Annotated in this window: 18 protein-coding genes and 1 riboswitch; of the genes, 9 read left to right on the forward strand and 9 right to left on the reverse strand. The window is 61.1% G+C overall.

Annotated elements, in window-relative coordinates; translation table 11 throughout:
• Positions 1-12 precede the first annotated feature (12 nt).
• Positions 13-999 carry a GTP 3',8-cyclase MoaA gene (gene moaA, locus SANT_RS13935; protein WP_025422901.1) on the reverse strand — a complete coding sequence of 329 codons (987 nt, stop codon included), beginning with the start codon at positions 997-999 and terminating at the stop codon, positions 13-15.
• A riboswitch (molybdenum cofactor riboswitch) is annotated at positions 989-1130 on the reverse strand. It overlaps the preceding gene by 11 nt.
• Positions 1131-1380: 250 nt before the next feature.
• Here moaA and SANT_RS13940 point away from each other — a divergent pair.
• Complete coding sequence (locus SANT_RS13940; protein ID WP_025422902.1) at positions 1381-2292, forward strand: gluconeogenesis factor YvcK family protein; 912 nt, start codon at positions 1381-1383, stop codon at positions 2290-2292.
• A gap of 226 nt (positions 2293-2518) precedes the next feature.
• Here the strand turns inward: SANT_RS13940 and uvrB are convergent, their stop codons facing one another.
• Positions 2519-4528, reverse strand: a complete 2010-nt coding sequence (gene uvrB / locus SANT_RS13945) for an excinuclease ABC subunit UvrB (RefSeq protein ID WP_025422903.1) — start codon at positions 4526-4528, stop codon at positions 2519-2521.
• Between the two features lie 856 nt (positions 4529-5384).
• Between uvrB and SANT_RS13950 the strand changes: the two genes are divergently transcribed.
• Positions 5385-6095, forward strand: a complete 711-nt coding sequence (locus SANT_RS13950) for an ABC transporter ATP-binding protein (protein ID WP_025422904.1) — start codon at positions 5385-5387, stop codon at positions 6093-6095.
• Positions 6096-6218: 123 nt separating this feature from the next.
• Here the strand turns inward: SANT_RS13950 and bioD are convergent, their stop codons facing one another.
• Genes bioD through bioB form a run of 4 tightly spaced genes read right to left on the reverse strand, consistent with a single transcriptional unit; the run spans position 6219 to position 9873 of the window.
• Positions 6219-6911 carry a dethiobiotin synthase gene (gene bioD / locus SANT_RS13955; RefSeq protein ID WP_025422905.1) on the reverse strand — a complete coding sequence of 231 codons (693 nt, stop codon included), beginning with the start codon at positions 6909-6911 and terminating at the stop codon, positions 6219-6221.
• A complete protein-coding gene (gene bioC / locus SANT_RS13960) occupies positions 6904-7692 on the reverse strand; it encodes a malonyl-ACP O-methyltransferase BioC (RefSeq protein WP_025422906.1) in 789 nt (262 codons plus the stop codon). Before bioC ends, bioD begins: the two co-directional genes overlap by 8 nt.
• On the reverse strand, positions 7661-8836 hold the full coding sequence (bioF, locus tag SANT_RS13965; RefSeq protein WP_025422907.1) for an 8-amino-7-oxononanoate synthase: 1176 nt from the start codon (positions 8834-8836) through the stop codon (positions 7661-7663). The genes bioC and bioF overlap by 32 nt, the downstream gene beginning before the upstream one ends.
• Positions 8836-9873 (reverse strand): biotin synthase BioB, encoded by a 1038-nt coding sequence (bioB, locus tag SANT_RS13970; protein ID WP_025422908.1) that lies wholly within the window; start codon positions 9871-9873, stop codon positions 8836-8838. The genes bioF and bioB overlap by 1 nt, the downstream gene beginning before the upstream one ends.
• Positions 9874-9976: 103 nt before the next feature.
• Here bioB and bioA point away from each other — a divergent pair, with 103 nt between their 5' ends.
• From bioA to SANT_RS13985, 3 genes are all read left to right on the forward strand, one after another.
• Positions 9977-11266, forward strand: a complete 1290-nt coding sequence (bioA, locus tag SANT_RS13975) for an adenosylmethionine--8-amino-7-oxononanoate transaminase (RefSeq protein WP_025422909.1) — start codon at positions 9977-9979, stop codon at positions 11264-11266.
• 143 nt (positions 11267-11409) lie between these two features.
• Positions 11410-12090 carry a type 1 glutamine amidotransferase domain-containing protein gene (locus SANT_RS13980; RefSeq protein WP_025422910.1) on the forward strand — a complete coding sequence of 227 codons (681 nt, stop codon included), beginning with the start codon at positions 11410-11412 and terminating at the stop codon, positions 12088-12090.
• Between the two features lie 22 nt (positions 12091-12112).
• Positions 12113-12592: a kinase inhibitor gene (locus SANT_RS13985; protein ID WP_025422911.1), complete on the forward strand. Its 480-nt coding sequence runs from the start codon at positions 12113-12115 to the stop codon at positions 12590-12592.
• Between the two features lie 85 nt (positions 12593-12677).
• Here the strand turns inward: SANT_RS13985 and pgl are convergent, their stop codons facing one another.
• On the reverse strand, positions 12678-13673 hold the full coding sequence (gene pgl / locus SANT_RS13990) for a 6-phosphogluconolactonase (protein ID WP_025422912.1): 996 nt from the start codon (positions 13671-13673) through the stop codon (positions 12678-12680).
• 192 nt (positions 13674-13865) lie between these two features.
• Between pgl and SANT_RS13995 the strand changes: the two genes are divergently transcribed.
• On the forward strand, positions 13866-14687 hold the full coding sequence (locus SANT_RS13995; RefSeq protein ID WP_025422913.1) for a pyridoxal phosphatase: 822 nt from the start codon (positions 13866-13868) through the stop codon (positions 14685-14687).
• Positions 14688-14902: 215 nt separating this feature from the next.
• Here the strand turns inward: SANT_RS13995 and ddlA are convergent, their stop codons facing one another.
• The gene (gene ddlA / locus SANT_RS14000) at positions 14903-16012 is read right to left on the reverse strand and encodes a D-alanine--D-alanine ligase (RefSeq protein ID WP_025422914.1); all 1110 of its coding nucleotides are present in this window, start codon (positions 16010-16012) and stop codon (positions 14903-14905) included.
• Between the two features lie 385 nt (positions 16013-16397).
• Positions 16398-16574: an AcrZ family multidrug efflux pump-associated protein gene (locus tag SANT_RS23420; protein ID WP_025244187.1), complete on the reverse strand. Its 177-nt coding sequence runs from the start codon at positions 16572-16574 to the stop codon at positions 16398-16400.
• 163 nt (positions 16575-16737) lie between these two features.
• On the opposite strand from SANT_RS23420, the gene modE reads away from it, so the two are divergent.
• The 3 genes from modE to galE all read left to right on the forward strand — a co-directional run bounded on the left by modE (position 16738) and on the right by galE (position 20479).
• Positions 16738-17529 (forward strand): molybdenum-dependent transcriptional regulator, encoded by a 792-nt coding sequence (gene modE, locus SANT_RS14010; RefSeq protein WP_025422915.1) that lies wholly within the window; start codon positions 16738-16740, stop codon positions 17527-17529.
• A 76-nt stretch (positions 17530-17605) separates the two neighbouring features.
• Positions 17606-19078 carry a molybdate ABC transporter ATP-binding protein ModF gene (gene modF, locus SANT_RS14015; protein ID WP_025422916.1) on the forward strand — a complete coding sequence of 491 codons (1473 nt, stop codon included), beginning with the start codon at positions 17606-17608 and terminating at the stop codon, positions 19076-19078.
• A 384-nt stretch (positions 19079-19462) separates the two neighbouring features.
• Positions 19463-20479 carry a UDP-glucose 4-epimerase GalE gene (galE, locus tag SANT_RS14020; protein ID WP_025422917.1) on the forward strand — a complete coding sequence of 339 codons (1017 nt, stop codon included), beginning with the start codon at positions 19463-19465 and terminating at the stop codon, positions 20477-20479.
• Positions 20480-20481 lie beyond the last annotated feature (2 nt).

Here is a 20481-nt window from a genome sequence, read left to right on the forward strand (position 1 = left end):
CTCCGGGCTGGCCTAACCGCCGATATAAGACAGGTTGCGGGTAATGCCGGTATTGCCCTGGTGTAAAAAATGGGTCTGCTTTTTGTGGTTCAATCCGCCGGCGATACGGGTTTTCAGCGCCTCAAGCGCCCCATCGCTCTCGAGCAAATCGCGCAGCGGTATCCCGCCATCGCCAAACAGGCACAGGTGCAGCTTACCCACCGACGACACGCGCAGGCGATTGCAGCTGGCGCAGAAATCTTTGGCGTAAGGCATGATAAGGCCGATTTCACCCCGATAATCCTCATGGCGGAAAACCAGCGCAGGACCGTCCGTGCGCCCGCGGGGCTGACACCGCCAGCCCCGTTGCTCCAGCCGCTGGCGAATAAGCTCGCCGGAAACGTGCCGCTCACGAAACAGCGCGTTACCCTCGCCGGTTTCCATCAGTTCGATAAACCGCAGTTGCAGCGGCCGCGGTTTGATCCAGGCCAGAAAGGTGTCCAAATGGATGTCGTTCACGTCGCGCAGCAGGACGGTGTTAACCTTCACTTTGTCGAAACCGGCCTCGAACGCGGCGTCGATGCCGGCCATCACCTGATGAAATTTATCCTGGCCGGTAATGGCCTGAAACTGGCGGGCGTCCAGGCTGTCGACGCTAACATTCAACGCGGTGAGACCGGCGTCGCGCCAGGCGGCGACATCGCGCGCCAGGCGATAACCGTTGGTGGTGACCGCCACGGTGCGGATAGCGGGATTGGCGCGCACCGTCGCGATGATCTCGGTGAAATCCCGCCGTAGCGAAGGCTCGCCGCCGGTCAGACGCACCTTTTCCGTGCCCAGTTCGGCGAAAGCGCGAGTGACGCGGCGGATTTCGTCCAGCGTCAGAAAACCGGTGTTGCGGGTTCCCTGCGGACGATAACCGTCGGGCAGGCAATAGGTACAGCGAAAATTACAGACGTCCGTGATTGACAAGCGCAGATAGTAAAACCTGCGCTCAAACGCATCGATAAGTTGTGACACAGTAACACCTTTCCAAATACGGGAGATGCCGGCATTTCTACCCTGCACCCTGGTGGCCATCGCCACGGCCAGAACCCCGTATGGCTCATCGGGAGCCACTTAGGCGTAAAGGCTAGGAGTTATGTTGCCTTTTCGCTCAAAGGTGCGAAAAGGAATGGTTGACTGTGTTCTATTCTAGCCCTAAAGCCGCGCTGATACCATGCGTTACGCACGAAAAACCGTTATATAACAATATATATAGCGTTGATATTACAATGATTTTCCCATTTCATTTCCTGAAAACTCCCGCCAGGCGCTTGTGCCGATTCGCTTTTGCCGGCAAATCCGCTATTTTATGCCACACTCAGCCTCAGTCACCCGTTTCACACCATCAGGAGAATTATGCGCAACCGAACATTAGCCGATTTGGACCAGGTGGTCGCCCTGGGCGGCGGCCACGGCTTGGGCCGGGTCATGTCTGCGCTTTCCTTTCTGGGATCACGATTGACGGGCATCGTGACCACCACCGATAACGGCGGCTCTTCCGGCCGTATTCGCCAGTCCGAGGGCGGCATTGCCTGGGGCGATACCCGCAACTGCCTCAATCAGCTTATCGCCGAACCGAGCATCGCCTCGGCGATGTTTGAATACCGCTTTGGCGGCCAGGGTGAACTGGCGGGCCACAACCTGGGCAATCTAATGTTAAAGGCGCTGGATAATCTCAGCGTCAGGCCGCTTGAAGCCATCAACCTGATTCGCAACCTGTTGAAGGTTAACGCCAGCCTGATCCCGATGTCGGAACAGCCGGTGGATTTGCAGGCCACAGCGCTGTCCGGCGACACCGTGTATGGGGAAGTGGCCATTGACCGGCTGAATGAACTGCCCTTACAGCTGAAGCTCACAGCGCCGGTTCCGGCGACGCGCGAAGCGTTGTTGGCTATCGCCGGCGCGGACCTTATCATTATCGGCCCCGGCAGCTTTCTCACTAGCCTGATGCCGCTGCTGCTGGTGGAAGATTTGACGCAGGCGCTGCGCCGTACCCCCGCGCCGATGATCTACCTGGATAACCTCGGCCGCGAGCTCAGCGTGGCGGCGGCGAATATGACGCTGGCGCAAAAAGTGCGCATGATGGAGGAGGCCATCGGCCGGGAAAAGGTTATCGACGGGGTGATTGTCGGGCCGGGGACGGCGACCGACGACCTGGCGGAACGCACTATCATACAGCGGCCGCTGGCGGCAGACGACGAACCTCATCATCACGATCGCGGGTTACTGCGCCAGGCGCTGGATCTGGCCCTACAGTCACTCGGCTAACCGCCGGAGACGGTGGTCAAGGCTGCAACCCAACGCCGGTCACTGCCGCCACAGACCCTGCCGGACAAGGTGGCTCGGGCTGCACACACCGCCGGTCACTGCCGCCGCCGGCTCTGCCGGACAGGGGGGCTCGGGCTGCACACACCGTCGGTCAATGGCGCCGCCGGCACTGCCGGACAGGGTGGCCTAAGCGGCGAGAAAGCGTCTACCGCGGGCGGCAACGCCGTCAGGAGACGGCGATGAATTGCTCGCGCAGGGCGTGAATTTGGTCGCGCACGCTGGCGGCCTCTTCAAATTCCAGGTTCTGCGCATGTTGCTGCATGCGGGTTTCCAGCTCGCGGATCTTCTGCTCCAGCGCTTTCGGCGTCAAATCGCCATACTTGGCCGCCGCTTCCATCGCCTTGCGTTTTTTATGCTTCGCGTGCGCCGGAGACTGCCCCAGTTCCATGATATCGGCGATTTGCTTATTCAGCGCCTGCGGCACGATGCCGTTGGCCAAATTATACGCATGTTGTTTCTCGCGCCGGCGCTCGGTCTCCTCGATCGCGCGCGCCATGGATGGCGTGATTTTATCGCCATACAGGATAGCCTTGCCGTTGAGATTACGCGCCGCGCGGCCGATGGTCTGGATGAGCGAACGTTCCGAGCGCAAAAAGCCCTCCTTGTCGGCGTCCAGAATCGCCACCAGCGACACCTCAGGCATATCCAGCCCTTCGCGCAGCAGGTTGATACCCACCAGAACGTCGAATTCGCCGAGACGCAAATCGCGGATGATCTCCACCCGCTCTACGGTTTCGATGTCTGAATGCAGATAGCGCACCCGTTCGCCGTGTTCTTCGAGATATTCGGTCAAATCCTCGGCCATCCGCTTGGTCAGCGTGGTCACCAGCACCCGCTCGTTTACCTGTACCCGCCGGCGGATTTCCGACAACAGATCGTCCACCTGGGTAGTGACCGGCCGCACCTCAATTTGCGGATCCAATAGACCGGTCGGCCGCACCAGTTGGTCTATTACCTCGTTGCCGCACATTTCCAGCTCATAAGGGCCGGGCGTGGCGGAAACATAAATGGTCTGTGGCGCCAGCGCGGCGAACTCTTCAAACTTCATCGGCCGGTTGTCCAGCGCCGAGGGCAGGCGGAAGCCGTATTCCACCAGGGTCTCTTTACGCGCCCGGTCGCCGCGGTACATCCCGCCGATTTGCGGAATGGTGACGTGGGACTCGTCCACCACCAGCAGGCCGTCGGCGGGCAGATAGTCGAACAGCGTCGGCGGCGGCTCACCCGGTCCGCGGCCCGATAGATAGCGGGAGTAGTTCTCGATCCCCGAGCAATAGCCCAGCTCGTTCATCATTTCCAGATCAAAGGCGGTACGCTGTGACAGGCGCTGCTCTTCCAGCAGTTTGCCGTTGGCCAGCAACATCTGGCGCCGTTCCGCCAGTTCCACTTTAATGTCTTCCATCGCCTGCACCAAACGCTCGCGCGGGGTGACGTAATGAGTTTTCGGGTAGATGGTGTAACGCGGTACTTCCTGGTCGACGTGGCCCGTGAGCGGGTCGAACAGCGACAGGCGCTCCACTTCATCGTCAAACAGCTCAACCCGCAGCGCCACTTCGTCGGACTCGGCGGGAAAAATATCGATGACCTCGCCGCGCACCCGGAAGGTACCGCGCTGGAAGGCCTGATCATTGCGGGTATATTGCAGCTCGGAAAGCCGGTTAACGATGCTGCGCTGGGAGACAATCATGCCGCGCGTCAGGTGCAGCATCATTTTCAGATAAGCGTCAGGATCCCCCAGACCATAGATAGCGGAAACCGAGGCTACCACGATGACATCGCGCCGCTCAAGCAGCGCCTTGGTGGCGGATAAGCGCATTTGCTCGATATGCTCGTTAACCGACGCATCCTTTTCGATGAAGGTATCGGAGCTGGGCACATAGGCTTCCGGCTGATAATAGTCATAGTAGGAAACGAAATACTCCACCGCATTGTCGGGGAAAAAGGCCTTCATTTCGCCATACAGCTGCGCCGCCAGCGTTTTATTGGGCGCCAGCACCATGGTGGGACGGTTCAGATCGGCTATCACATTCGCCACGGTAAAGGTTTTCCCTGAGCCGGTCACGCCCAGCAGGGTCTGATGGGCCAAACCATCTTCCAACCCCTCCTCCAGGCGACGTATGGCCTCAGGCTGGTCGCCGGACGGTTTAAACGATGAAACCAGTTTAAATGCTTTACTCATCTGCTATGGCTACCTGCTGGGAAAGTGGGTGGCGGGATACTCTATGAGTATGGGAACTGTCGCGCTATTTTACCAGTGGATAACTACTGGATACAATACCAGTAATCAGACATTATCGTGACCCGATAGTGCATTTACAGTGAAGGGAAAAAGTGTTGACTTTAGGCGGAAAAAGGTGATTAACCCACAGGGCCTGGGGCGGCGCGAGGCAGCCCCGGCGGCGAAATGCGAGCGCCGCCGAGCGCGTTTACAAATTTACTTGATTTTACATAAATAGTTGTAAACACGTAAATAATTAAAAGCGTGGAGAATACAGGCAAAATGCAGCCAAGCCGCGCCCGCTCTCGCCCCGGCGCGTTTTTCTAAACCTAATGCACACGGTTATCCACAGGAATGGTGGATAACTCCCACCGCCCCGCTTATAGCTTGCGTTCCACAAAATTGAATAACTTGAAAGAAAGATGACAAAAGGGTTTTTTTTTAGCTATTTTTTGTCTTTATTATGGGCTGTGTTATGCCAAAAATAACTAACCCTACGGCAAGCTGCCGTCGTCGCTCCGGCGGCGGGCGCGGCAGCGCCGCACTCTGATAGTGCTGTCCGGACACCTTGCACCACAAAAAACACGCTCGGCACCGACAAAGTGCATTATTCCGCACTTTGTCCGGCAAAAGCGCCGCGATAAACCCTTTTTATCCTGCCAATGGCGCGCCCGCTCAGTGCATCCTGTCGAGCATGCCGTCCGCGGCCACTGTTGGCCTGATAGTTGCTACACCCTTAAGCCTACATTCCGACGTCGCCCGCGCCGGTATACAGGGATCCGACGACGGCTATTTCACAAGGGGAGGCAGCTATCCTATGCTACGCATGCACGCGGTAAATCAATTTTACGGCCCCAGGCAAATTCTGCGGGATATTCATCTGGAGTTGCCCCACGGTCAGTGTACATGCCTCTTGGGGCGCAACGGGGTCGGTAAAACCACCTTGATCAATTGCATCATGGGCCATGTGCCGGTAAGCAGCGGCAGCGTCACGTGGCAATTGCGGGGGGAAGAGGCGCAGGATCTGTTGGCGCATCCCGCCGAGGCGCGCGCGTCGCTCGGCATTGGTTATGTCCCCCAGGGGAGGCAGGTCTTTTCCCAATTGAGCGTGGAGGAGAATCTCCACGTCGCTTTGCTGGCCGGCCGCAATCATACCCGGCAGGTGCCGGAAATGGTGCACGATTTGTTTCCCTTTCTCTACGCCATGCGACAGCAGCGCGCCGGCGAACTTACCGCCGGCCAGCAGCAACAGCTCGCCATCGCCCGGGCGCTGATGCCGAAACCCGAGTTATTGATTCTTGACGAGCCCACCGGCGGCCTGCTGCCGGCGGCGGCGCAGGCGTTCGGCGACATTTTGCGGCGCATGCAGCACGACTTCGGGCTGACCTTATTGCTGGTGGAGCAGCAATTACCCTTTGGCGTGCATACGGGCGATCGTTATTGCCTGCTGGAGGGCGGCCGCAATGTCGCCCAGGGTTCGCTCGACGAGCAGGACAATGCGCTGATTCAAAGTTATTTGGCGAGTTGACCAGGCCCCGAGGCGCGCCTTTACTGCCTTAACTGCCGTCTCCCACAGACGCTAGCCGACGGCCATGACGATGGCGAGCGGGGCCGGGTGTCACCGACCGCCCCTCCTTACCCTCCGCTAAAGTCAGAGCGAACGGGGTGCTTCCAGCAGCGACAGATCGAGATAATCCGCAAGCGCCGCAGTGCCCGCCGCGCTGAGCCAGGGAATTTCGCCCAATAGCGGGGCCGCCAGCCGCTCTTGCAGCGCCGTCAGGTAATCCTGCGGCCGATGGGTCGTTGGCGCGGGATGGTTGGCAATCCACCCCACCAGACGCAGCCCCGCCTGGCGCACCGCCAGCGCGGTCAGAAGCGCATGGTTGATGCAACCGAGCTTCATCCCGACCACCAGAATCACAGGCAGACCCTCAGCGGCCACCCAATCGGCGTAAGAGAGCGTTTCCCCCAGCGGAGTAAACCAGCCTCCCGCCCCTTCAATAACCAGCCAGTCCGCGGCGGTTTCCAGCGCGCGAAGCCCCGCCGATAGCTCGGCGGCAGCGATAGGCCGGCCCTCATCGCGGCTGGCAATATGGGGCGAGGTCGGCTCGATAAACGCCAGCGGGTTGACCTGATGATACGCCAGCGCCACGTTGCCGTTGGCCATCAGCGCCAGCGCATCGCCGTTGCGTGGCCCTGCGGGGGTCGGTTCACACCCCGAGGCCACCGGTTTGTACCCCGCGGCGCGGTAACCCGCACGGGCGGCGGCCTGCAATAGCGCGCAGGCGGCCAAAGTTTTACCGATATCGGTGTCGGTTCCGGTAATAAAAAAACGTTTAGTCACGATAAAGCACTCCATACACTACGCGATAACTGAGCGGCAGCCCCGCCGGATGGTGCGGCCAACTGGCTTCCAGCGCCCGCAGACGGCCGCGGCTGGTTAAGCCGGGGGCCCGTCCGCCGTGTAAATACCCGGCCCCCACCCCTTTTATCTCCCGCAGCAGCTCGCTTAGGCTCGGGTAATGCAGCTGTTGCGGCTCGGCCAGCAGGCGATGCCGGTAGGGAGCAAACGCTTCGGCGATCGCGGTCTCAGAAAGGAAACCATTGATGTGCACGCCGCCGTCCACCCGTCCCCACGCCTGTTCCAGCTCGGCCAATGACCCCGACGCCAGCGTGGATAAAGCCAATGTGCCGCCGGGCCGCAGCACGCGGTACAGCTCCGCCAGCGCCCGCGGCAGAGAGTCGCACCACTGCACCGCCAGGTTGCTGAAAACACCATCCATCGATCCCGTCGCCAGCGGCAGCCGTTCAATATCGCCCAATAGGTACGCGCCCGCGGACCGCTGCTGGCGGGCACAGGCAAGCATGGCGGCGGAGAGATCCAGGGCGATAACCCGATGGCCCTGCGCCTGCCAGCGTCGGCTAAACCAGCCGGTACCGCAGCCCGCATCCAGCAGCCGTTGCCCTTTGATCTGCCCGATCAGGTCGCAGAGGCGATCGCCGCAGGCGCGCTGAAACGCCGCATAGCGGTCGTAATGCGGGGCGGCGCGGCTGAAACTGCGGGCGATGCCCTGCTTGTGGTCGGCAGAGGGTTCAAGCGTTGTGTGGTGAATCGGATTGTGCATCGGATAACGCCTTCAGCAGTGCATCGATATCCTGGGCCTGATGGGCGGCGGTGAGCGTGATACGCAGCCGCGCGCCGCCGGGCGGGACGGTGGGGGGACGGATCGCCGTCAGCCACACGCCGCGCTCGCGCAAGCGCTCCGCCAGGCGCAGCGTGCGCAAATTATCCCCCACCACCAGCGGCTGAATCGCGGTATCCGACGGCGCCAGCGTAAACCCGAGCGACGCGGCGCCGCGGCGGAAACGGGCGATATTGTCCCCAAGCCGCTGGCGCAGTGCGTCCCCGCGGCGCACGATCGTCAACGCGGCATCGATAGCCGCTATCTGCGCGGGCGGCGGCGCGGTGCTATAAATCAAGTGGCGTGCGAATTGCAGCAGGTACTCCGCGACCGGCGCCGCGCAAAGCACCGCCGCACCGCTGACCCCCACCGCCTTGCCAAAGGTGACCACCAGCAACGCCGGCCGGTCTTCCAGCGCCCAGGCGCAGCCACGCCCTTCTTCGCCAACCACGCCGATACCGTGGGCGTCATCCACCATCAGCCAGCCGCCGGCCGCCCGCGTCGCCTGCGCCAACGCCGCCAGCGGCGCCCGATCGCCGTCCATACTGAAAACCCCTTCGGTGATCACCAGGCGATTACCGGCGCAGTCGCGCCGCATTAGACGTTGCAGAGCGAGGGGATCGTTGTGGGCAAAACGCCGTAATTCCGCCGGCGACTGCATGGCCGCCTCCAGCAGGGAGGCATGGCTCAGGCGATCCGCCAAAATATGATCCCCTGAGGCCGTTAACGCGCCCACCACCGCCTGATTGGCGGCAAACCCCGAGGTAAACAGCAGCGCGCGCGGGTAACCCAGCCAGTCGGCCAGCCGCTGCTCCAACCGCTGATGATGAAGGCTGTAACCGGTGACATGTCCCGATCCCCCCGACCCCACCCCCGCCTGCGCCGCGCCCCGCTGCCACGCCGCAATCACCTCGGGGTGTCGCGCCAGTCCGAGATAATCGTTACTGGAAAAATTCAGGTACGGTTTATCGCCGTCGTGAAGGAAGCGATCGTTGCCGCCGCTTACCGCCCGGCGTTCGCGGTAGGTTTGCTCCCGGCGCCGCTGCGCCAGCGCATCGTCGATGCGCGTCATCCATCCGTCGGCCATTAGCGCGCCGCGTTGTAGTATTGCGGCGTATCCGCCGCCAGCAGTTGCCCGGTCAGTTGCGCCTGCTGCTCCACGTCGCCCTCGGACGCGGCGCGGCGCTCGATATTAATACCCAATTTGCGAAACAGCGCCATGTCGCGATCTTCTTCCGGGTTAGGCGTGGTGAGTAATTTGCACCCGTAAAAGACGGAGTTGGCGCCGGCCATGAAACACAGCGCCTGGGTTTGTTCGTTCATCTGCTCCCGTCCCGCCGACAAACGTACGTGGGAACGCGGCATCATGATGCGCGCCACGGCAATGGTGCGGATGAAATCAAAGGCGTCCACGTCGTCGTTATCGGCCAGCGGCGTCCCTTTCACTTTCACCAGCATATTGATCGGCACGCTTTCCGGCGGCGTCGGCAAATTGGCCAGCTGCACCAGCAATCCGGCGCGATCGCGGATATCTTCACCGAGCCCGACAATGCCGCCAGAGCAGACTTTGATGCCCGCCTGACGAACTTTGCTCAAGGTATCGAGCCTGTCCTGATAACTGCGGGTCGTCACGATGCTGCCGTAGAATTCCGGCGAGGTATCCAGGTTATGGTTATAGAAATCCAGTCCCGCCTCCGCCAGCCGCTGTGCCTGCCGGTCGTTGAGCATGCCGAGCGTCATACAGGTCTCAAGCCCCATCGCTTTCACGCCCTGCACCATTTGCTCCAGCAGCGACATATCGCGGTCGTGCGGGTTTTTCCAGGCGGCCCCCATACAAAAGCGCGTGGAACCGGCGTCACGCGCTTTACGGGCGGCGTCAAGCACCTGCTGCACCTGCATCAGACGCTCGCTTTCAAGCCCGGTGTGATAACGCGCGCTCTGCGGACAATATTTGCAATCTTCGGGACAGGCGCCGGTTTTAATCGACAGCAGCGTGCTGACCTGTACTTCACCGGGCGTGAAGTGCTGGCGATGCACCTGCTGGGCCTCAAACAGTAGATCAAGAAACGGCTTATCAAACAGCGCCTTGGCCTGCGCCAGCGTCCAGCGTTGAGAAGTTGACATAACGGTTACCCACAGCATCGTGAAGGAAATAGATGGCGTCAGTGTAGAGTTTGCCGCTACACTGTCAACCATATATTTAAATTTTAGTTTACAGGATATTCCGATGCAGGCCGATGACCTCGCCTTCGACAGCCGCCATATCTGGCATCCTTACACCTCCATGACGCATCCGCTGCCCACCTATCCCGTTGTTTCTGCCGCCGGCTGCGAGCTGACCTTAAGCGACGGCCGCCGGCTGGTGGACGGCATGTCTTCCTGGTGGGCGGCCATCCACGGCTACAATCACCCGGTGATAAACCAGGCGATGAACGACCAAATCAGCCGCATGTCCCATGTGATGTTCGGCGGCATTACCCATCCGAGCGCGGTGGCATTGTGTCGGCGTCTGGTGGCGCTGACGCCGGAGGGCCTGGAGTGCGTCTTTCTGGCGGATTCCGGCTCAGTGGCCGTGGAAGTGGCGATAAAAATGGCGCTGCAATACTGGCAGGCGCGCGGCGAACCGCGCCGAGAGTTGCTGGCCCTGCGCCAGGGCTACCACGGCGATACCTTCGGCGCGATGTCGGTCTGCGATCCCGATAACTCGATGCACAGCCTGTACCAGGGCTACCTGCCGCCGCACCGGTTTGTCGACGCGCCCCAGCGCCGTTTTGGCGAGACCTGGCGCGAAGGCGACGACGCACCGCTGGCCGCGCTGTTTGCCGCCCACCACCGTACGCTGGCGGCGGTGATTCTGGAGCCCATTGTCCAGGGCGCAGGCGGAATGCGCTTTTATCACCCCGAATATCTGCGGCGAGCGCGGGCGCTGTGCGATCGCTATGGCGTACTGCTGATTGCCGATGAAATCGCGACCGGTTTTGGCCGCACCGGCGAATGGTTCGCCTGCAATCACGCCGGCATCACGCCGGATATTTTGTGCCTGGGGAAAGCCTTGACCGGCGGCGCCCTGACCCTTTCCGCCGCGCTAACCCGCCGCCACGTGGCGGAAACGATCAGCGACGGCGATGCCGGCTGTTTCATGCACGGCCCGACGTTTATGGGCAATCCCCTGGCCTGCGCCGCCGCCAACGCCAGCCTGTCGCTGCTCGAGGACGAAAGCTGGCGCCCGCGCGTGGCGGCGATCGCCGCCCAACTCAGCGCCGGACTGACGCCCCTGGCCGACCATCCACGGGTGCGCGATGTGCGGGTACTCGGCGCCATTGGCGTGGTGGAAACGACACAACCGGTGAATATGGCGGCGCTACAGCGCTGGTTCGTCGACCGCGGCGTATGGATCCGTCCTTTCGGTAAGCTGATTTACCTCATGCCGCCTTACATTATTTCACCGCCGGCGCTGGCGCGACTTATCGACGCCATCGCCGGCGCCCTGGACCGGCCGGCGCATTTCCTCACCTGACGCGCCGGCACGGGGTGCCATGCGCGCGTGGCCACATACGCTATGCTTAACCACTGAACGTAGCCGCCCCGAGCGGCGATAGCGGTAGCGGAGACGAATCCGACGCGCCGTATCCCGCGGGCCGCAATCGATGGAGAACGCTGATGAAAGTCGCCATGATCTTGACATCCCATGACCGGTTGGGCGATACCGGTAAGCAGACCGGTTTCTGGCTGGAAGAGCTGGTCGCACCGTATTATACCCTGCACGACGCCGGGGTAGAGATAACCTTGGCCTCGCCTCAAGGCGGTCAACCGCCGCTGGATCCGAAAAGCGACGAACCGGACGCCCAGACCCAGGACACCGAACGTTTTCGCACCGACCGTGCCGCGCAGCAGGCGCTGGCGGCGACCGTCAGAGTGGATACGCTGCGGGCCGAGGATTTTGATGCGGTGTTTTATCCCGGCGGCCATGGCCCGCTGTGGGACCTGGCGGAAGATCCCCACTCCATCGCGCTTATCGAGCAAACGTTCGCCGATGGCAAACCGGTGGCGGCCGTCTGCCATGCCCCCGGCGTATTGCGCCATGCGAAAAAGCCTGACGGCACACCGCTGGTGGCGGGTAAGCGTGTAACCGGTTTTACCAATAGCGAAGAACAGGGCGTTCAGTTGACCAAGGTGGTCCCGTTCCTGGTGGAAGATGAACTCCGGCGGCTGGGCGGACAATTTGAGCGCACCGACGATTGGCAATCCTACTCGGTAACGGATGGTCATTTGGTCACCGGTCAGAATCCCGCCTCATCGACGGCGACCGCACAGAATTTATTAAAAATCCTCAACCGCTAATGCCCGACAGGAGAATGCCCGCGTGTTTACCTTAATCAGCAACGATCTGCAGCCCGGCGCGACGTTACCCGAGCGCCATGTGTTCAACGGTATGGGATATCAGGGGGATAATATTTCGCCGCATCTGGCGTGGGACGATGTCCCTGATGGCAGCAAAAGCTTCGTGATCACCGTTTTTGACCCAGACGCGCCGACCGGCTCCGGCTGGTGGCACTGGCTGGTGGCCAATATTCCGGCGGACGTACGCATGCTGCCCCAGGGCGCGGGCTCCGGCCAGGACCATCTGCCGCCGGGTGCGGTTCAGGGACGCACCGATTTCGGCAGCGCGGGTTATGGCGGCGCGGCGCCGCCGCCGGGGGAAACGCACCGCTACCAGTTCACCGTCCATGCGCTGGATGTCGAGCATCTGGAGGTGGATGAAAACGCCAGCGGCGCGATGATTGGCTTTAACGTGCATTTTCACACGCTGGGCAGCGCGTCGCTGACCGTCACCTACCGCTGAGGGCGCTGACCACCCTGCGCCATAAAACGGCCCCTGTCGCCCGAGAACGAATAACGCGGGTGACGGGGCGCACGCACGCGGCGTTTTACCGCGCCAGTATAGACACCCACATCGGCCCCTGCCCCACCGCATAGCGCGCCAGCGGCGCCAGTTCGCCCGATTGCCCCTCAATGGCGTACACCGCGATATGGTGCGATTTCTGCCCGGCGGCCACCAAAAACCGCCCCTGGCTATCGATATTAAATCCGCGCGGCTGGGTTTCCGTTGCCTGATGCCCCAACAGACGCAATACACCGCCGTCTTCCGTCACCGCAAACCGGCTGATGACGCTGGCGGTACGATCGCAACAGTAAAGCCAGCGGCCGTCGGGGGTAATATGAATATCCGCCGCCCAGCGGGTGTCGCTGAAACCGGCCGGCATAATGTCCAGCGTCTGCACAATGCGCGGACCGGCGCCGGCGGCGTCAATGGCAATCACGTTGACCGTGCCGCTGAGTTCGTTGATGGCGTAGGCGTAATCCCCGCCGTGGTGGAACGCCATGTGGCGCGGCCCGGCCCTGGCCACGCTGTCCAGCGCCGCAGGGGTAAGGGGCGTTAACCGGCCGGCGGCGCCAATCCCATAGCGCCGGATGCGATCTTCTTGCAGGCAGGGCACCCACAGCACCTGATTGGTGGTATCGACATTGGCCGAATGGCAATGGGTCAACCCTTCTAACGTTTGCTGCGGCGCGCCGACGATACCCTGTTCGTCGATGGGGCTGACGCTCAGACAGCTGCCGCTATAGGAAACGCTGTACAGCGTCGTGCCCTGCAAATCGGTGGTCAGCTGCGTCGGGCCGCCCGGCAGCGGCGCCATTCCGGCCTCGGTCAGCAATCCTCGTTCATCGATGCGGTAGCTGACCACGCCGAAGGCCGGTCGGACGCCGATATAGAGATGGGTGTTCGCCGGGTGGATTGCCATCGGCTGCCCCTGCCCGGGGGTATCCACGACTTGCAGCAAGGTTAGCGCGCCCTGGTCGTCCATTTGCCAGACGTGTATTTGCTGACTTTCCGGGCTGGCAACGTAGACAATGTGCTTCATGTGTTCTCCTCATTTCGCTTCTGTGGCGGGCATGGCGTTTGTCGTTTGGCAAGGTTTCATCACCTTAACGGCACGCCTCGAATAAGCATGTCACCGTTAAGGCGCGTTAGCCACCGAGATTATCACGGTTTTCGCCGCCGCGCCGAGGGTGTAACATCGCACATGATTGAATACTGAATTAATAGGAAAACTATGGATTATCGCCTTATTGCCCTGGATCTGGACGGCACGCTGCTGACCCGACAAAAACGTATACTGCCGGAATCCCTTACCGCGCTGCGCCAGGCGCGCGACGCCGGCCTACAGGTGATGGTGGTCACCGGCCGGCATCATGTCGCCATCCACCCGTTCTATCAGGCACTGGAGATAGACACGCCGGCGATTTGCTGCAACGGCACCTATCTCTACGATTATCCGGCGCGGCGGGTGGTGACCGCCAATCCCCTCGATAAGGCGCAGACGCTAACGGTGCTGGATCTTTTGGACCATTACGCCATACACGCCCTGCTGTATGTGGATGACGCCATGTTGTATCAACACCCGAGCGATCATGTCCTGCGTTCCCTGGCCTGGTCGGAGACCCTACCGCCGGCGCAGCGGCCGACGCTTGTGCAGGTGGACAGCCTGGCGGCAGCGGCGCAAGAGGCGACGGCGATTTGGAAGTTCGCCACCTCCGACGCGGACATCGCCAAGCTGCAAACCTTCGCCGAAGCGGTAGAGCTGGAATTGGGGCTGGCCTGCGAATGGTCCTGGCACGACCAGGTGGATATCGCCCAAAGGGGCAACAGTAAGGGCCGCCAGTTGGCACACTGGGTCACCGCCCAAGGGCTCAGCATGCGTCAGGTGGTGGCTTTCGGCGATAATTACAATGATCTTAGTATGTTGGAGAGCGCCGGCCTCGGCGTGGCGATGGGGCAAAGCGACGATGCCATCAAAGCGCGCGCCGATGTGGTCATCGGCGATAACGAAGCGCCGTCCATCGCCGATTTTATCCGCCAGCGCCTGCTGGCCTGACGCCCTCGCCAGGGCGATGCGCCACGGCTGGCCGCACCGCCCTGCCGGAACCGAAGCCGTTCGCTGGCCTGGCGCCTTCATCCCGAAGCCCGCGGCAGCTCGGGCGCCCGTCCGGGGGACAAACGGGCCAGCATGCGGTTTGGGCGAGATTCGCCCAACAGCGCACAGGGCTCAGCGTTCGGTTTGGCCGCGGTTCGCCCAACAGCGAACAGGGCTCAGCGTTCGGTTTGGCTGAGGCCCGTCGCGCGGGCGCGCGCCAGCGCCAGCGTGATAAGACGTTCCACCAGCGCGGGATAATCCAAACCGCTGGCTTCCCACAGCTTGGGGTACATACTGATGGAGGTAAAGCCCGGCAGGGTATTGACCTCATTAAGCAGGATCTCGCCTTGCTCGGTCAAAAAGAAATCCACCCGCGCCATCACGCTACAGCCCAGCGCCAGATACGCCTGCCGAGCCGTCTGGCGGATAGCGTCGGCGACGGGCGCCGCCAGCGGCGCCGGAATAACCAGTCCCGCCTGGGCGCCCTTCAAATATTTAGTGTCATAGGCGTAAAATTCGTCGTTGGCGAGGATCTCGCCGCAGACGCTCACTTCCGGAGAGTCGTTGCCCAGGACGGCGGTTTCGATTTCCCGTCCGGTTATCGCCTGTTCAACCAGGACTTTAGCATCATAACGGAAAGCCAGCGCCAACGCCGCGTCGAAGGTGGCCCGGTCGGTCACTTTGCTGACCCCCACCGACGATCCCTGGCTGGCAGGTTTAATGAACAGCGGCAGGCCCAGTTGGCTGACGATGGCGTCGAAATCCGGCGCCGCGTCGTCCGTGCGCAGCAGCGTCACCGAGGGCGTAACCGGTACCCCGGCGTCGCGCAGCACGCGCTTGGTCATGTCCTTGTCCATACAGACCGCCGACCCCAGCACGTCCGGCCCGGCATAGGGAATATTAAGAACCCTAAGCAATCCCTGCACCGATCCGTCCTCACCGCTGGCGCCGTGCAACACCGAGAAAGCAACATCAATCGATGGCAACGGCTGGCCGTTGGCGGCATCAATCAGCTGTGCCCGCTGCTGACCGGGCACGACGGCCAGATAACGCCGCGCCGGCGCCAGGCGGATGGCGGCAGGATCGTCAGGATTAAGCAAATAGTCCTGCTCGTCGCACAACGTCCAACGCCCGTGTTTATCTACCCCGATGAGGGTCAAATCGTATCGTTGCCGGTCGATGGCGCGAATGACATTCAACGATGAGCGCAACGACACTTCATGCTCGGTTGACTGGCCGCCGAACAGCACCGCGACCCGTAGTTTGCCGCTTTCCCGTGGTTCCATTACATCCTCATTGATTACCGAAACACTTATTAAACGCCCACAGAGTATGCGCCGGGGCCGGGTGTGTAAAGCCCCGGCGACGGCGCATGTCCGAAGACGGTGATTATAGCGGCGAAACGGACGAAAAAGAGCAGGATCGGACAGGGGGAACGCGCTTCGGGTCATACGGCGCCGGATAAGGCGCGAAATAAGAGCACCGCCTGGCACAGCCGGCGCGGGCAGCCGTCCGGAGGAACGTTGCAACGCGGTGACAGACTTTATGACGTGGATACCGCCTGGGCACTGGACGGCGGCGACCCCACTAAAGGTTTAAAAACGGTGGCGCTTTTTTACGCACGGAGGCGTGCCGCGCGGCAGCCGCCCGCGGAGCACGCCCGACGGGCCGTTATTGACGGGAAGCCGGCTTTACGTCGTCGCTCGACTGGCGACGCTGTTTGGGCTGCCCAAACTTGGAGATGATATTGAACAATTCTCCCAGCAGGTAAATCAGTCCCAGGATAATCGCCATGACGACAGGCACCATTAAAATGACAATGGCCAGGCTCTCTAATAGTTCAAGCATCGTTACCTCATAGCTGCTAGTTGGCGCATAATGGTTATTTTCATTATCTTTATACCAGTTTCTGGCTGCGGCGATTAGGCCTTTTATGTTATCGCGACCGGCGTTATTTGCCGCTGGCCGTCGGATAAGCGACAATTTCCATTTTGAGCCACGAGGTTTGCGCATGCAGGCAGAAATTCTGTTAACCCTGAAACTCCGTCAGCAACTGTTCGCCGACCCGCGCCGCATTGCGCTACTCAAACAGATCCGCGCCACCGGATCCATCAGTCAGGGCGCGAAACTGGCGGGCGTCAGCTACAAAAGCGCCTGGGATGCCATCAACGCCATGAACGCGCTGGCGGAACAGGCGCTGGTGGCGCGCGCGACCGGCGGCAAAGGCGGCGGCGGCACCACGTTGACCCGCTACGCCGAGCGGTTGCTGCAGCTCTACGACCTGCTGGGCCAAATTCAGCAAAAGGCCTTCGATGTCCTGCAGGACGATAGCTTACCGTTAGACAGCCTGTTGGCGGCGATAGCGCGTTTCTCGCTGCAAACCAGCGCGCGCAATCAATTTTTCGGTACCATCGTCAATCGTCATCTCCAACCGGTGCAGCAGCAGGTGACGGTCGCGCTGGCCGATGGCAACACACAATTGAACGTTGCCCTGACCGAAAAGAGCGCCGAGCGGCTACAGTTGGAGCGAGGCAAAGAGGTGCTGGTGCTGATAAAGGCGCCCTGGATTTCCCTTGCCTTACCCGCCGCGGGCGCGCCGCAGGCGGACAATGTGTTGCACGGCACGCTGACTCATTTGGAACGCGGCGGGGAAAACGATGAAGCGCTTATCCTTCTGCCCGGCGGCCAGCAGCTGTGCGCCACGGTACCGACCGCGGTAACCGATAAGCTAAAGTTATCGCCGCCGCAGCCGATAGCAGCATATTTTAATGCCGACCAGGCCATCCTCGCCACGCTGTGCTAAAGGCGGCCCGCCGCCATTGACATCGCCGCGCAAATTTCCCATGCTGCTCCTTCCGTTGCGTTCAAAGGAACAATCGATGTCTTCATTGCAAATTTCGCAAGGTTCATTCCGCCTTAACGATACCCGCGTGCTTACCCTGAATGACGTCAGCATTGCTACCGGCCAGAGCTGGGCTTTCGTCGGTGCCAACGGCAGCGGCAAATCCGCCCTGGCGCGCGCGCTGGCCGGGGAACTCACCCTTTTGGCCGGCGAACGCCGCACCGACTATCGGCGCATTGCCCGTCTTTCGCTGGAACAAGTGCAGCGGCTGGTGGAGGAGGAGTGGCAGCGGGCCAATACCGACCTGCTGAGCCCCGGCGAAGATGACACCGGCAGCACCGCGGCGGAGATTATTCAGCAGCAGCACCACGACAATGCGCGCTGCCAAATATTGGCGGATCAATTCGGTATCAGCCAGTTGCTGACGCGCCGGTTCAAATACCTTTCCACCGGCGAGTCCCGTAAAGTGCTGCTGTGCCAGGCGCTGATGGCGCGGCCGGATTTGCTGATTCTCGATGAGCCGTTCGACGGTCTGGACGTAGCCTCACGTAAGCAATTAAGCGAACGCTTAGCCGGTCTGGCGGACAACGCCTGTACGCTGGTATTGATCCTCAACCGATTCGAGGATATTCCTGACTATATCGACCGGGTCGGTATCCTGGTGGATTGTGCGCTGACCTGCACCGGCTCGCGTCAAAGCCTGCTGGCGGAAGCGCTGGTGGCGCAGCTGGCCCATCTGGAATCTCTGCAGGATCTGGCCCTCCCGGAAACCGACTCGCCGCAGCAGCAGGCCGCGCTACCGGCGGACCAGCCGCTGATTACCTTGCGCGACGGCGTGGTGTCTTACCAGGACCGGCCGATTTTACACCATCTGGATTGGCAGGTGGCGCCGGGCCAGCACTGGCAGATTGTCGGCCCGAACGGCGCCGGTAAATCCACGCTGCTCAGTCTGGTAACCGGCGACCATCCGCAAGGATACAGTAACGATCTCACGTTGTTCGGCCGTCGGCGCGGCAGCGGCGAAACCATTTGGGATATCAAACGCCATATCGGCTACGTCAGCAGCAGCCTGCATTTGGATTATCGCGTCAGCGCCAGCCCGCGTAGCGTCATCTTGTCCGGTTTTTTTGATTCCATCGGCGTTTACCAGTCGCCCTCGGAACGGCAGCAGCAGTTGACGCGGCAGTGGCTGCGTTTACTCGGGCTGGAGAGTCAGGCCGACGCCGCGTTTCACGGACTCTCCTGGGGTCAGCAGCGTCTGACCTTGATTGCGCGCGCGTTGGTTAAACATCCGGCGCTGCTGATTCTCGACGAACCGCTGCAGGGGTTAGATCCGCTTAACCGCCAGCTGGTGCGCCGCTGGATAGACGTGTTGATTGGCCAAGGTAGCACCCAACTGCTGTTCGTTTCCCATCATGCCGAAGATGCGCCGGAGTGTATTACCCACCGGTTAACCTTCGTGCCTGACGGAGAACGCTATCGTTATCAGCTAGAAACGCTCGACGCCTGACGTGGCGCAATCCCGGCCGGCGCACGGGAACGTCATCAGTGGTTGCGCCGGCCCCTCCACGACACCACGCTGAAGGCTGCACGCTTTCCCCTGCGGCGCGCCCTCCCGCCCAACAACTACGCGCCTGTCCCCCTTGCCGTCACGGGTCATCCACTCCCCTACGTGTAAGATTTACTCCCTTCAGCATGTAATCGCTACCACACTTTATTGACGTTAACGCCCAGTGAGGCGGTGGTTGGATAAAGGAAGAGAGCGCGAGGCTGGCGCTGAGGGGTATCCTTGCGCTAGTATAAATGTAATCGATTTCATTAATCGCGGCAGGATCACCTTTTCCTTGAGCGGATCATGCTAGGGTATTCTCGTTAATACGAAGGGAGTTGAACTATGTCAGTCCTGGTTACAGGTGGAAGCGGTTACATCGGCAGCCACACCTGTTTGCAGCTTATCGCTGCCGGCATCACGCCCGTGATTGTCGACAACCTATGTAACAGCAAAAGTGCCGTCGTGGCGACCCTTGGCCGATTAAGCGGCCACACGCCGGCGTTTTATCAAGGCGACATACGCGACCGGCAACTACTGGCGAAGATTTTCGCCGAGCACGAGATTGAGGCGGTAATTCACTTCGCCGGTCTGAAGGCGGTAGGCGAATCGGTCAATCTTCCTATCGACTATTATGATAATAACGTTTACGGCACTCTTGCCCTGGTAGCAGCTATGCGGGAGGCCGGCGTTGTCAACCTGATTTTCAGCTCCTCGGCCACCGTTTACGGCGTTCAGCCCGTCACCCCTTACGACGAAAGCTTGCCCACCGGGCATCCCGCCAGCCCCTACGGCCGCAGCAAATTGATGGTCGAGCAGATACTTCAAGATCTGCAGCATGCCGATCCCCGCTGGAGCATCAGCCTATTGCGCTATTTCAATCCGGTCGGCGCCCATCCTTCGGGCGAGATGGGAGAAGATCCGCAGGGGATGCCGAACAATCTGATGCCCTTTATTGCCCAGGTCGCGGTGGGACGTCGCCCCTCTCTGGCGATTTACGGCAATGATTTTCCGACGCCGGACGGTACCGGCGTTCGTGACTATATTCATGTTTTAGATTTGGCCGACGGCCATCTTGCTGCGCTGACCACGCTGCGCGACCGGCCCGGCGTGCATATCTATAATCTGGGCTCGGGCAAAGGGCATAGCGTGCTGGAAGTGGTGGAAGCCTTCAGCCAGGCGTGCGGTAAGCCACTGCCTTACCATTTCGCCCCCCGACGCGACGGCGATCTGGCCGCCTACTGGGCAGCGCCGGAAAAGGCCGCGCGGGAATTGAACTGGCGTGTCACCCGAACGCTGGAAGATATGGTCCGCGACACCTGGCGTTGGCAGTCCCGGCACCCGAACGGCTACCCGGACTAAGG

The sequence above is a fragment of the Sodalis praecaptivus genome, from assembly GCF_000517425.1.
GTDB classification, from domain to species: domain Bacteria; phylum Pseudomonadota; class Gammaproteobacteria; order Enterobacterales; family Enterobacteriaceae; genus Sodalis_A; species Sodalis_A praecaptivus.